Raw genomic sequence first — 13,721 nt, 5'->3', positions numbered from 1 at the left:
GATTGCTTAAGTGAATTGTCTCACAGTTTTGCTTTAGACCAAGCTATTTTTTTATTTAGCAAAAATAACTTGGTTAATTTAGTTTACTGTCAGTTAATGAACCTAATACCTTATAAAATTAGCTGCTGCAAGGCGACGTTATCAGCTCGATCGTTGACTTGTGCTAACAGTAATTCTGCTGTTGCAATTGCATCATTAAGCGCGTTATGGGCATAGTGATCGGGCAATTGGTAAGTTGCTCGCAAAGCAGAGAGCCTTAACTGTGAAGGGTCGTAAGCTACATCCCTTTTATCTAATCTTTTTTTAGCGACCACTAAGGTATCAATTATGGGTAGCGGTGGGGCCATACCATAAAGCTCTAAACAAGCTTGACGTAAAAACTGGCGCTCAATACGCGCAAAGTGCACCAGCATGACTTTACCGGCAAGGCGTTTAAGCAATTGTTCTATGACTTCGGCTAGAGGCTGTCCTTGGTCTTTTTGATCGTCGGTAATTTGGTGGATCGTAACATTATCGGCTTTTAATCGGCCTTTGGTGTTAATGATTTGATGGTAACTGCTGCCCAGCTTGATTTGATTGTGGCACAAGTCAACGCAACCAACACTGAGTAGTTTATCTTGCACGGCGTCTAAGCCTGTGGTTTCAAAGTCTACCGCCAAAATAGGAATTTGATCAAAGGGCGTATATAGCGCAGGAAATGGCACACGAAGAAAATCGCGTAAGGGGCCTTCTGGGGCTTTTTTTAGCATACGTTTTCTTTGCGCCTCATAGCCGAGTAACCAGCGAGTTAGAGGGTGATGATTAAACATAATAGTGGCTTATCGCTAGTAGGTGGATTGACGGCTGTCTTGCATAGTTTTGATCACTTTAAAGGCATCTTTTAAGTGTTCGCGCTCGAGTTTAGAAATTTCTTTTGGAGATAAGTAGTTATTTGGCTGCTTGCCCTGTTGTAATTTATTGGCTTGATGCATCATGCGTAGCATGCTTAAAAACTCATAAGCGTCGATTAAATTCGCTGCAGAGGCTTTTGTTAATGAAGGTGTGCCAGCTGCTTGCTGTAGGCGCTCTATGGTATTTACTGAAGCGATGCCCTCAGATAGCGCATAAATACGAGCAAGATCGACAATTGGCGCAATACCGTTATGTTTTAAATCGAGAGTTGCTTTATTTTCGCCATCTTGAATTAAAACAAAGTCACGGAAAAAGCCGAGTGGTGGCCTTAAGTTTAAGGCGTTTCGTGATAAGTGTGCGATAAACAGTGTGCTACGTTGCGTGGTTTTTAACATGTTTGTTTGTACTTGCTCGAGTAAGCTACTTTCGCCATAAACAGTGGTTAAATCAAAAAATATACTGCAATGCATTAATGCTTTCGGTTCAGGAGTATTTATCCACTTGGCAAAATACTGTGCCCAAACATCTTGTGTTTGACACCACTTGGGGTTGGTGGCCATAACATCGCCAGGACAATAGATAAAACCACAAGCCGCGAGACCATCAGAGACAAAGGTCGCAAGATCTTTAAACCAATAGCTATGTTGTGGCTGCATGTCGTTTGAGATAATCAGGGCATTATCTTGGTCTGAATGCGCAAATTGCTCTTGCCTTGCTTGCGATCCTGCTGCTAACCAAGCGTAGGGTACGGGTGGAGGACCTAATAACTTTTCTGCCATTTCAATTAATCTAATGGTGAAGGCCATAGTGATTGCGCTGATGCTTTTGCCGACATGATCAGCCGTTGTGCCCAATTTTGCCATGCGAATTTGTAACTTAGGTATCATTTGACTGATATCAGTTAATTCACTGACTGATTTTGCTTTATGGATCACGCTAGTGATATTGACGGCATTTTGTCCTTCGTTATTCATTAAGTCAGTGACCGTTACCATGCCTTTAAGCTGGCGGTTTGATGTAACAGGTAAATGATGAATATGCTTTTGCGTCATCATCATCAAAGCATCATAAGCGGTACTTTTAAGGTCGATGGTGGCCATATTGTCAGTCATAATGGTACTGACGGGCTGATCAATAGCTAGGCCTTGTGCGACGCAACGTCGACGAATATCTTTATCGGTAACTATACCTAAAGGTTGTTTATGGTTTGCGATGACTAAGCATGAAAAGCCTTTTTCGGTCATCAAAATTGCCGCTTGCTGAATACTAGCATCTGGCGCGATGGTCACGACAGGGCTGTGATAGAAGTTTGCAATTGAACTATTTAGTAATGAGGCATTTAATATTGCATCTTCATTGACCTGTAGCATTTTTTTATTAAGTCTTTGCTCCGAAGTGTGCTGAAAAAATGCCATTACATCAGAAAATTCACCGACGAGCTGATGGAAATTATGGTAGTTAATACTATAAAGTAAGGTATCTTCGTCAGTGGTTACTTTGATATTGTCATCATTGTTAAAGCAAAAAACGGTACATATTTCACCCTCACCATAGCGGCCTAATAGCTCATCATCAGCACTAACATAACTTAACGCACCTTTGCGAAGTATGTAGAGATTTTCATCAATAACACCCTTCGGGGGAAGAGATTCTCCTCGCCGCACATAGCAAATACTGATTTCTTTAACGACCTGCTCAAGAATATGACTCGGTAATAAATCCATGGGAGGAATCGCTTGAATAAATTCACTGATTTCGGTTAATGCTGAGTCCATGGCGATATCTCGAGTAAATAGTGTTCTTGTATTTAGGGGAATTACGATGCTTAAGTCAACTGTTTCAGTGGTGTCCTAGACTAAAGTTTAATAGGAGCGCTGAAAAAAGGTTGCTAGTGTGTACCTTAGAGTAGGTTAAGTATTAATTTATCCACCGGTTGGATTGAATGAATACTTAACCTCTCTTTAAACAACAGGTGAAAGCGTATAAAAATCATAAAACGCTGTGCCTATTAAGCTAAATAGACTTAATAGGAATAATTGCTAGGAGAGAATGATGGAAGGTAATGCAACATATTGGTCAGAGAATCTGCGCTTAATATTTATATGTCTTGCTATCTGGTTCGTAGTTTCATTTGGTTTTGGTCTGATTTTGGTCGAGCCACTAAATGCGATACGTCTAGGTGGGTATAAACTAGGTTTCTGGTTTGCACAACAAGGTTCAATTTACACATTTGTCGGTTTGATTTTTTGGTATACCAAAAAAATGAACGACCTTGATAAAAAATATAACGTGGAGGAATCATAATGGATGAGTTAAAAATCTATACATACATAGCCGTATTTGGTTCTTTTGCTATTTACTTTGGTATTGCTTGGTGGGCTCGTGCGGGCTCAACCAGTGACTTTTATGTTGCTGGTGGTGGTGTAACGCCAATGCAAAATGGTATGGCTATTGGGGCTGACTGGATGAGTGCCGCGTCATTTATTTCAATGGCAGGTATGATTTCATTTTTAGGATACGGGGGCTCTGTATTCCTAATGGGTTGGACCGGTGGCTACGTACTATTAGCTATGCTATTGGCTCCTTACATGCGTAAACATGGTAAGTTTACCGTACCAGAGTTTATTTATGATCGTTATTATTCTAAAACAGCGCGTGTCGTTGCCGTTGTGTGTTTAATTATCGCTTCTTTAACCTATATCATTGGTCAAATGAAAGGTGTGGGTGTTGCTTTCTCTCGCTTTTTAGAAGTTGATTATGACTTAGGCTTATACATAGGTATGTTTGTGGTATGGGTTTATGCTGTACTTGGTGGTATGAAAGGTATTACGTACACGCAAATCGCTCAGTATTGTGTCTTAATTTTTGCTTACACTATCCCGGCAGTATTTATTTCACTGCAATTGACGGGTAATCCAATTCCACAACTTGGTTTAGGTTCTACTTTAGCTGACGGTAGCGGTGTTTACTTACTTGATAAGTTAGACATGGTAGTAACGGATCTTGGTTTTAAGGAATACACTACAGATAACATGGGCGGTACAGTGAATATGTTCGCTTATACCATGTCATTAATGATCGGTACGGCCGGTTTACCTCACGTTATTATGCGCTTCTTTACCGTTCCTTCTGTGAAAGCTGCTCGTCAATCAGCAGGTTATGCATTAGTTTTCATCGCATTGTTATATACCGTTGCTCCTGCAGTTGGTGCTATGGCTCGTTTGAACTTAATGAACACTATTGAGCCAGCCGCTGGTCAAAACATGGATTATGCTGAACGTCCACAATGGTTTAAAGATTGGGAAAAAACTGGTCTATTACAGTTTGAAGATAAAAACGGTGACGGAAAAATTCAATACAATGCTGACAAAGCAACCAATGAAATGGTGAAAGTTGACCGTGACATTATGGTATTGGCGAACCCTGCAATTGCTAACTTACCAAACTGGGTAATCGCGTTAGTTGCTGCTGGTGGTTTAGCTGCCGCATTGTCTACCGCTGCTGGTTTATTGTTAGCAATATCGTCCTCAATTTCTCATGATTTAATGAAAGGTATCTTAACGCCAGATATGTCAGAGAAAAATGAATTACTTGCCGGACGTGTGGTGATGACCTTATCTATTATTGTTGCAGGTTATCTTGGTTTAAATCCGCCTGGATTTGCCGCAGGTACGGTAGCATTAGCCTTTGGTTTAGCTGCATCGTCAATATTCCCAGCCTTGATGATGGGTATCTTTGCTAAGAAAATGAGCGGTAAAGCAGCTGTAGCAGGTATGGTATCGGGTATCGGTGTGACTATGCTATATGTGTTCCAACACAAAGGTATTATGTTTATTCCAGGTACATCATTCTTGGGTGATATGGGACCAAACTGGTTCTTTGGTATCTCACCGAATGCTTTTGGTTCAGTAGGCGCATTGGTTAACTTTGCTGTAGCATTTGCAGTATTAAAAGTTACGGGTCCAGCACCAGCACATATTCAAGAAATGGTGGATAACTTCCGTACGCCACATGGTGGTGTGTCGGCAGCACATGATCACTAGAGTGTTGTAACGGTATTGAATACCACAGGAATAAAGGCTCCCCTTGTGGAGCCTTTAATTTTTTATTAACTCGATTTGAAAAACCAGTAAGTGTTGTCGTGATAACCACGGTAATATGCAGTATTGAAGAATAATTTTTACATTTGGATACTAAAGAAAATAAGGATGATTATGAACCGTCATACAAAAGTCGCTTTAATGGTGGCACCGTTTCTTATCTTAGGTGGCTACATAGCGTCAGATTTTTACCTTGAAAAACAAGCCGAAGAAACAAGAATATTTAAGCTTGTGCCTTTTGGTCATTGTGATGTTATCAATCAAAAATGTATTCTTAAATCAGGTGAGTTTGAGGTTAATATTTACGATAAAGCTGGAACAACTACAGTCAACTCAACTTTTCCGCTTGATAGCGCGACTTTATTTTTAGTTGATAACAGCAATCAAGCCAGTGCGTATCCATTGGGGATGATTGATAACCCTTATTATTGGCAAAGTCCAACACCGTTACGTGAGAGCATCAGTGCTCAAGGTGAAAAATACAAATTACGCGTTATTGCCAATATTAAAGGTGGGCAATATATTGCAGAGTTTTACACTCAAACCGTTAAGTAGCTTTAAAGGCTAATTGTTCAAATTTTAGCGGTGGCTGCCACCTATAAAGGCACTTTTTACATCAGTATACGTGCGCTTATCAGCGAAAACTTTTAAGCGGCGTATACAATATCAAGACCTTTCCCGTAGCATGTTATGCACATTTTCTTCCTATCACGGAACATTTTATCTAGAATAACCAATATCTATATCAAACGTTTTGACGTGACCAACTTTAATGACCAACATTTCTATTAAGCAAAAAGTAACACTCGCTCTAATTCTCTTTGTATTGTTAACTGCTAGTTTAGTGGGGGCGCTAAGTCAGTGGAGTGCTCGCAGTATTATTGAAGACAGAATGCTCAATAAAGAACTGCCCAACACCATTAAACAAATTAATGGTGAAATAGATAAAGAAATTTCCACCATGCGCGTTATTGCTCAGCAAATTGCTACCGATCCTTTTATAAAAGATTGGTTTGCGCAAGGACGTTCAGCAGAGGGCGAGGCGCATTTGTTAGCCAAGTTAAGTGCTATTTCAACTAGTCATAACTTAAGTAAAACTTCTTTTGCCGATCGTCTGTCAGGCCATTACTGGAATCAAGACGGGTATCTTAGACAGTTAAAGAACGATAATGTAGATGGTTGGTTTTTTGCTTATCGTGAAAGTGGTAAAGCAAGCTCTGTCAGTATTTATGCTTATCCAGATTCTGATCAAATTGATTTATTTGTAAATTATCAAGAGGTGAACGGCAAAGGATTAGCAGGCATTGCGAAATCATTTGAAGATATCGTGAACTTGCTAAGTCGTTTTACACTTGAAGAAACCGGTTTTGTTTATTTGGTTAATCAAGAAGGTATTATTCAATTACATAAAGATAAGTCGTTGGTCGGTACGTCTATTAATAGTATTTATTCGAAAAATATTACCGATACTATGCTTGATAAGTCGGCATTTAGTCTTGATGAAGCACAAGATAATAAGGTTGATGTTTTTGTTGCTGCAAGCTTTATTCCTAGCGCAGATTGGTATGTGGTGGTGCAAGTGCCAAAAGCTGAGGTTTTTGCCTCATTAAATGAGACCAATGTGCGCATGATCACATGGTCTTTGGTCGTGATAATTATCGCTATTTTTGTGGCACTTCTGATTGCTAAATCAATTACTCGTCCTATTGATTTATTGGCTCGATTATTTCTTCAACTTGGCCAAGGTAAAGCGGATATTGCTTATCGTATACCTGAAAGTGGCCAACAAGAATTAGTCAATGTCGCGCATGGTTATAATCAGTTTATTACCAAGCTTGAAGATGTGTTTTTGCAAGTGTCAAAAGCAACATTAACGCTTAAACAAACGGCTGAAGCATTGCAATATAAAGCTAACGAAACTATTACTAGTTCAGTAAGTAATGATGAAAACTCTCATCATATTTCGACAGCCCTAAGCCAGATCAGTGAAACAGTATCTGACGTAGCGCAGAATGCTATTCAAGCCTCTGATATTGCAGGTAATATTAAAGATAATAGCGATTCAATCAGTCAAGTAATACATAGCGCTAAGTTAGAAGTTGAAGAACTAGGTAATAAAATACATGACGTATCTAATGTAATTAATACCTTGGCAACGAATAGTGAAACAATTGCGGGTGCGTTAGGTGTTATTCAAACTATTTCTGATCAAACCAATTTGTTAGCATTAAATGCTGCTATCGAGGCTGCACGCGCTGGTGAACATGGCCGCGGATTCTCAGTAGTTGCGGATGAAGTAAGAACACTTGCCAGTAAAACGGTTGAATCAACGGCTGAAATTCAGGCTATTATGAATATATTAAAAGACACTTCTGCAACAGCCTCAAAAGAAATAACCCAGATTATTGAGCAATCAGAGAGCACGAGCCAGTCAATTGCCAAAGCAGAAGAAATTCTGCAAGTAAGTTTGACACTGACAGATCAAATACTCGATTCAAATCATTTGGTTGCAACTGCTACTGAGGAGCAAGCGTTTACCATTAATGATATTAATAATAATATGAGCAGTATCACTGATGTGGCTAAAGCGAATATGAATAATGTGCAAGAGATCGTTGATAATGCTGCTAATTTGAATCAATTAGCGGAAAACTTAGATAATTTAATTGTGCAATTTAAAGGTGGTAAAAGCTAAATTTTTTGCCACCAATAACCGTGATAATGATGGTTAGCTCAATATCGATAAGAAAAAACATGTTGAGCTACTGTTATTGTTACGTACTCGCTTCAGCTATATTCGATGTCTTGCGACTAAAGTATAGGCTTGGATATTTTCATTCGTTTGGCTAGCTTGCTATCGTAGAGTTGAAAATCACCATAACCAATCAATAAGAATAAAATAGAGAAATTTTATGTTTCCAAACTGGCAATTAGCAGGCTTAAGTTTTGCTTATATAGGCTTATTGTTTTTTATTGCCTACATGGGAGATAAGTATCGTCATAAATTAGTCAGAAAAAGTCAGGCAATAATTTATGCGTTAACCTTGGGGGTGTATTGTACTTCTTGGAGTTTTTTAGGTACCACAGGGCAAGCATCAAGCAATTTTATTTCTCATCTGCCGATATACCTAGGGCCAATCATACTGTTTACGTTTGCTTGGCCTTTTATTCAACGCATTATCCGTGTCAGCTTAAAATTAAACCTTACCTCAATTGCTGATTTACTTGCGGCCCGTTTTGGTAAATCACATAAGCTTGCTATTTTAGTTACTATCGTCGCATTAGTAGGGACCATGCCTTATGTTGGCTTACAATTAAAGGCTATTGTCTATTCATTTCAACAACTACAGGCAGAACAAAGCCTCGCCAATTGGCACTTTGGTTTGGTTGTTAGTCTAGTTTTAGCCGGTTTTACCATTGTCTTTGGTGTGCGTAATATTGACGTTACTGAACGCCACCCTGGCGTTATGTTAGCTATCGCTTTTGAGTCTTTAGTCAAACTATTTGCTTTTCTTGCGGTGGGTATTTTTGTTACTTATGTTTTATTTGACTCTCCGATGGAAATTTGGCGGCGTTCATCTGCTAATATTGAACTAGATCAACAGCTTAATTTTCCTAATGTTATGTCAATGTTTGCCATGTTAGTGATCACCATGGCAGCTTTTTTATCCCTACCTCGGCAATTTCAAGTAATGGTGGTCGAGCTCAAAGATGAAAGAGACACTTGGCTTAGCCGACGTATTTTTCCGCTGTATTTATTAGTGTTTGCCATATTTGCCGTGCCTTTAGGCTTAGCAGGGCACTTATTGCTGGGTGAAACTGTGCCATCAGATGCTTATGTTTTATTTTTACCTTGGTATCAGCAACAGCCTTGGTTGACACTCTTAACATTTTTAGGGGCTATATCGGCGGCGAGCTCTATGGTGATCATTTCTTCTATTGCCTTAAGCACCATGCTCAGTAACGAAATTGTTTTTCCTTGGTTATACCGTGCGAATAAGCATAGCCAAAGTCACAGTGATTACGATAACTTTCGTTTACGGTTGTTAACTATTCGTAAGGTGTTGGTATTATTTGTGATTTTATTAGGTTATGGCGTATTTCTTATGGCGTCACCTGATACTTTAAGCTCTTTAGGTGAAATCGCTTTTGGTGCTTTTGCCCAGTTAACCCCGGCCTTAATAGCTGCTTTTTATTGGCGTAGAGCAACGCTAACAGCAGTTTATGGCGGTATTCTTATTGGTTTTGGTGCTTGGTTGTTTCTTAACTTCATTCCACAGTTTGGGCTGTACCCTAACCCTTTTGAAGGCGGTTTTTTGCCAGCAAGTTCAATGGCAAGTTTGCTGTCTTTATCAATGAATATTATTTCAATGTGGTTGCTATCCCATGTTAGCCGTCAGAGTGTACAAGAGCGCATGCAGGCGTCTTTGTTTATGGAGTATCAAGCTCCTAAAGCGTTACAGTTGCAGCGAAATAAACAAATAAATATTCAAGAGCTTGAGCTATTGGTTTCACGTTTTGTTGGTGAAAAAAAATCAAGTATCAGTTTTACGCAGTTTCAGCGTTTAACGGTTAAATCTAAAATGAGTAATGTCGCTTATAACCAAAAATTATTACAACATACTGAAAACACCTTAGCGAGTGTTATGGGGGCATCGTCTGCTCGATTAGTATTGTCTTCAGCGTTAGAAGGGCGTGATATTGCATTAGATGAAATTGCTGTATTAGTTGAAGAAGCATCCAGCCAACGCCAGCAGTATAGCCAAGATTTATTGCAAAGTGCGATCGAGAATGCCAGTGAAGGCATTTCGATTGTCGATAGCGATCTCAACCTTGTGGCTTGGAATAAAAAATATGTCGATTTATTTGATTATCCACCTGAGCTTGTTTACCAAGGGAGCCCTGTTAGTGATTTAATTCGTTATAACGTTAAACGTGGCTTATGTGGTGTCGGTAAGGTGGATCAGCAAGTAAATAAGCGTTTAGCGCATTTACGTAATGGCAGTCCACATAGCTCTGAACGCGAGCATAGTGATGGTCGAGTGATACGCATTGAAGGCAACCCCTTACCTGGTGGCGGTTTTGTGATGCTGTTTTCCGATATTACGGCTTACCGTCAGGCGGAAAGAGGCTTAATTGAAGCTAATGTTGATTTGGAAACTCGTGTACTAGAGCGAACAAGAAAGCTAGAGCAAACCAACGATGCCTTGGCATTAGCGCGGGAAAAAGCTGAACAAGCACATGTGAAGAAAAGCTTATATTTGAAAGCCTGTAGCCATGATCTTATGCAACCATTAGAAGCCGCACGTTTGTTTACTTCGGCGTTAGCTAGCCAAGGCAATTTGACCGCTACACAACAACGACAAGTTGATAATATTGATCATTCTTTAAAAGTAGCCAATGATTTGGTTGCCGATTTGGCGGAAATAGCGCGTATTGAAAGTGGTAATATCAGGCCGAATATCACCACTTTTTCGATTAAGTCATTATTTGATGATCTGGCGAAAGAGTTTTCTGCCAGTGCGCTTGAGCTTAATGTTGAATTTCGTGTGCATAGTAACTCTTTGTGGTTGCGCTCTGATCGGAGCTTATTGCGTCGAATATTACAGAACTTAATTGGTAATGCCTTTCGTTATGCTAGCCCTGGTAAAGTGTTATTAGGAGCAAGAGCAAAAGGGTCATTGGTTGATATTCAGGTTTTGGACAATGGTCCGGGAATTCCGCTTGATAAACAAAGTATGGTTTTTGAACAATTTACTCAGTTAGATAATCAGCAAAGTGCTTCAGCAGGCGGTTTAGGTTTGGGGCTCAATATTACGCAAAGTTTAGCTAATTTATTGGCTCATCCTTTAGCATTACGATCGGAAGTGGGTATGGGTTGTAAATTTTCTGTTGGTGTTGACCGAGCGCAAGCCCAACAAGAAATGTCGGTGTCGAAACCTGCTGTTAATGTTGGTTTAAGCGATGTTACCGTCATGTGTATTGATAACGACTCAGACGTGCTTAGCGGCATGGTGGAGTTACTGTCGGCATGGGGCTGTAATGTTTTAGCGGCTGACTCATATGATCAAGCGATATCGCTTTATGACGACCACAAAAGTGACATCGAAATTTTACTGGTTGATTACCAACTCGATTATGACTTTAATGGAATTGGGCTCATTACTGAGCTAAGAAAGCTGAGTAGAAACTATGTGCCTGCGATCTTAATTACCGCTACCACAGATAGCGATTTAGAAGAAAAAACCTTAGCAGCAGATATAGGCTTTATGCGTAAATTGGTTAAACCTGCAGCACTTAGAGCAATGATGAGTGCGATGCTAACGAAAAAACTGCAAGAAAAATATTTACAATAATACTTTAGCAAATCATCAGCTAACTACTTTGTAGTTGCACATCAGCAATATCAAGTTGTGAAATAGCAATCACGGCTTGTGTGCGGTTGCGAACATCAAGTTTACGAAATATTGCTGTGGCATGAGCTTTAATCGTTGCCTCAGAAACATTGAGATCATAAGCAATTTGTTTATTAAGCATACCTTGAGCAAACATCATTAGAATGCGATATTGCTGTTGTGTCAGGCTTGCAACACGCTCGGCGATATCATTATTATCTTGCGTCGGTGCTGACTCATTGTAAGCCGCAGGGGTCCAAATATTACCTAACAATACGTGTTGAATAGCATTGTAAATATCTTCAACAGGTGTCGATTTAGGTATAAAGCCTGACGCGCCATAGCCCATTGCTTTATGTATAACTTCATGATCTTCGTGAGCCGAAACAATAACAACGGGAATTTGTGGGAAGTGATTTCGAACATGAATCAAGGTATTAAAGCCATGTGCGCCGGGTATATGTAAATCTAATAAAACTAAATCACTGTCACTGTTATCGCTGAGTTGTTGTTCTAATTCTGCAATCGTTTGTGCTTCTAACCACTGTGTTTGTGTGAGTTTTAATTTTAGTGTGGCCAATAACGCCTGTCTAAATAATGGGTGATCGTCAGCTATTATAATTTTTTCTGGCTGAATCATGTCATTTTTTCCTATAAAAACCCCAAGTTTAGCTTAGGTGGTTAAATCTAATTTAATAATTAGATGAGTGTCGACAATATGTGCTGCTGATTGTCTTAAGCATAGTTTATTGCAGCAGAAAGAAGAAGTAGCGCGTTATAAAAATAACGCGCGATAAGTGCAACTATGCCTTTTCAGGAATATTTGCTAACACAGCGATTAAAAGCTGCCAATATTGTTCAACCGTGGCTATTTGTACTTTCTCATCAGGTGAATGTGGGAACTTGATGGTTGGGCCAAATGATACCATGTCCCAGTGTGGGTAGGCTGTTTTGAATAATCCACATTCAAGACCGGCATGAATAACCATAATTTCTGGCACTTTATCAAAAAGCGACTGATAGGTATCTCGCACAGTTTGCATTAATGCTGAGCTTGTATCTGGCTTCCAGCCAGGGTAAGCCCCTGAAAACTTAATTGCAGCGCCTGCCAATTCAAATACCGATTGCACCATGGTTTGTGCATCTAAGCGGCCATCATCATGTAAACTGCGAATTAACGTCATAGCAACAAATTTGTTTCCTTTGCTGCGCATAACACCTAAATTTAATGAGGTTTCAACAATGCCTTCAATATCATCACTCATACGCAATACGCCGTTAGGGCATGCGCTTAACGCACGTAAAATGGTATTTTGTGTGTCGAGTGTCCAGCACTCATCAAAGGTTTCAGGTGAAATTAACAACATGTCAATATCAGTCTCAATTGCACCTAAAGACTGACGTAGTGTGGTTAAATATTCTGCCAATTTAGTTTTAAAGGCTGCTACTTGGGCTTTATTAATAACAAAACTCGCATCAGCTTCACGTGGTATGGCATTGCGTAAACTTCCGCCATTTAATTCAGTTAAACGCAACTCAAACTCGTTACTTGCAGCCAGGAGAAATCTAACTAATAGTTTGTTGGCATTAGCACGGCCGGTATGTATATCAACACCAGAATGACCGCCTTTTAAGCCTGAAATAGATAAGTTAAAAGACTCAACATCAGCAGGAGCATCTTCATTGGTAATCGCGAAGGTAGCTTCACCATCGATGCCACCAGCACAGCCCATATAAACTTCGCCTTCCTGCTCTGAATCGGTATTGATCAGTAATTCACCGTCTAACCAACCTGCTTCAAGACCAAAAGCGCCAGTCATGCCGGCTTCTTCATCAATAGTGACTAATACTTCTAATGGCCCATGAGGCACGTTGTCACTAGCTAAAACCGCTAATGCTGAAGATAAACCTATGCCATTATCAGCACCTAAAGTTGTGCCTTCAGCGGTAACCCAATCACCGTCAGCTTCAGTGATAATATAGGGTTTAATCGCATCAACAAGAAAGTCATGCTGAGTGTCGGCATTTTTTTGTGGAACCATATCCATATGGGCTTGTAAAATAACGCCTTTTTTATTTTCCATACCCGCAGTAGCAGGCTTCTTGATAATTAAGTTGCCAACTGCATCTTCTTTAACACTTAGACCTAATTCGCTAGCCCAAGATTGTATCCAAAGTGATATTTTTTGTTCATGTTTCGATGGATGTGGAATGCTACAGATTTGCTCGAAAATTTGCCACAGTTTATTAGGTTTTAGTTGTGCTAACTTGCTCACGATGCTTCCTTAGAGGTTTCATTGGCCAATACAGATTGGCGTATTGTCGAAAATGGCGT

At 39.8% G+C, this 13,721-nt stretch carries 9 protein-coding genes; 5 read left to right on the top strand and 4 right to left on the bottom strand.

Annotated elements, in window-relative coordinates; genetic code table 11:
* Positions 1 to 110 precede the first annotated feature (110 nt).
* The gene (locus B0169_RS02250; RefSeq protein ID WP_077284258.1) at positions 111 to 809 is read right to left on the bottom strand and encodes an exonuclease domain-containing protein; all 699 of its coding nucleotides are present in this window, start codon (positions 807 to 809) and stop codon (positions 111 to 113) included.
* Positions 810 to 824: 15 nt separating this feature from the next.
* Positions 825 to 2,666, bottom strand: a complete 1,842-nt coding sequence (locus B0169_RS02245) for a putative nucleotidyltransferase substrate binding domain-containing protein (protein ID WP_077284256.1) — start codon at positions 2,664 to 2,666, stop codon at positions 825 to 827.
* A 277-nt stretch (positions 2,667 to 2,943) separates the two neighbouring features.
* Between B0169_RS02245 and B0169_RS02240 the strand changes: the two genes are divergently transcribed.
* The 5 genes from B0169_RS02240 to B0169_RS02220 all read left to right on the top strand — a co-directional run bounded on the left by B0169_RS02240 (position 2,944) and on the right by B0169_RS02220 (position 11,347).
* Positions 2,944 to 3,195: a DUF4212 domain-containing protein gene (locus B0169_RS02240; protein ID WP_077284254.1), complete on the top strand. Its 252-nt coding sequence runs from the start codon at positions 2,944 to 2,946 to the stop codon at positions 3,193 to 3,195.
* On the top strand, positions 3,195 to 4,934 hold the full coding sequence (locus B0169_RS02235; protein ID WP_077284252.1) for a sodium:solute symporter family protein: 1,740 nt from the start codon (positions 3,195 to 3,197) through the stop codon (positions 4,932 to 4,934). Before B0169_RS02240 ends, B0169_RS02235 begins: the two co-directional genes overlap by 1 nt.
* 171 nt (positions 4,935 to 5,105) lie before the next feature.
* Positions 5,106 to 5,546, top strand: a complete 441-nt coding sequence (locus tag B0169_RS02230; protein WP_077284534.1) for a hypothetical protein — start codon at positions 5,106 to 5,108, stop codon at positions 5,544 to 5,546.
* Positions 5,547 to 5,763: 217 nt separating this feature from the next.
* Positions 5,764 to 7,686, top strand: coding sequence for a methyl-accepting chemotaxis protein (locus B0169_RS02225; RefSeq protein ID WP_077284250.1), 1,923 nt, complete (start codon positions 5,764 to 5,766; stop codon positions 7,684 to 7,686).
* A gap of 217 nt (positions 7,687 to 7,903) precedes the next feature.
* The gene (locus tag B0169_RS02220; protein ID WP_077284248.1) at positions 7,904 to 11,347 is read left to right on the top strand and encodes a hybrid sensor histidine kinase/response regulator; all 3,444 of its coding nucleotides are present in this window, start codon (positions 7,904 to 7,906) and stop codon (positions 11,345 to 11,347) included.
* A 19-nt stretch (positions 11,348 to 11,366) separates the two neighbouring features.
* On the opposite strand, the gene B0169_RS02215 is transcribed toward B0169_RS02220, so the two are convergent.
* Together B0169_RS02215 and B0169_RS02210 are read right to left on the bottom strand one after the other, a co-directional pair.
* Positions 11,367 to 12,026 (bottom strand): response regulator, encoded by a 660-nt coding sequence (locus B0169_RS02215; protein ID WP_077284246.1) that lies wholly within the window; start codon positions 12,024 to 12,026, stop codon positions 11,367 to 11,369.
* A gap of 163 nt (positions 12,027 to 12,189) precedes the next feature.
* Positions 12,190 to 13,662, bottom strand: coding sequence for an aminoacyl-histidine dipeptidase (locus B0169_RS02210; RefSeq protein WP_077284244.1), 1,473 nt, complete (start codon positions 13,660 to 13,662; stop codon positions 12,190 to 12,192).
* Positions 13,663 to 13,721 lie beyond the last annotated feature (59 nt).

It is taken from the genome of Cognaticolwellia aestuarii, assembly GCF_002000025.1.
Taxonomy (GTDB): domain Bacteria; phylum Pseudomonadota; class Gammaproteobacteria; order Enterobacterales; family Alteromonadaceae; genus Cognaticolwellia; species Cognaticolwellia aestuarii.
This window is presented reverse-complemented; position numbering and strand designations above follow the sequence as displayed.

Bases quoted from the DNA above. Each gene is read 5' to 3' on its own strand.
- B0169_RS02250 (WP_077284258.1), bottom strand. From the start codon at position 809: ATGTTTAATCATCACCCTCTAACTCGCTGGTTACTCGGCTATGAGGCG.
- B0169_RS02245 (WP_077284256.1), bottom strand. From the start codon at position 2,666: ATGGACTCAGCATTAACCGAAATCAGTGAATTTATTCAAGCGATTCCT.
- B0169_RS02240 (WP_077284254.1), top strand. From the start codon at position 2,944: ATGGAAGGTAATGCAACATATTGGTCAGAGAATCTGCGCTTAATATTT.
- B0169_RS02235 (WP_077284252.1), top strand. From the start codon at position 3,195: ATGGATGAGTTAAAAATCTATACATACATAGCCGTATTTGGTTCTTTT.
- B0169_RS02230 (WP_077284534.1), top strand. From the start codon at position 5,106: ATGAACCGTCATACAAAAGTCGCTTTAATGGTGGCACCGTTTCTTATC.
- B0169_RS02225 (WP_077284250.1), top strand. From the start codon at position 5,764: ATGACCAACATTTCTATTAAGCAAAAAGTAACACTCGCTCTAATTCTC.
- B0169_RS02220 (WP_077284248.1), top strand. From the start codon at position 7,904: ATGTTTCCAAACTGGCAATTAGCAGGCTTAAGTTTTGCTTATATAGGC.
- B0169_RS02215 (WP_077284246.1), bottom strand. From the start codon at position 12,026: ATGATTCAGCCAGAAAAAATTATAATAGCTGACGATCACCCATTATTT.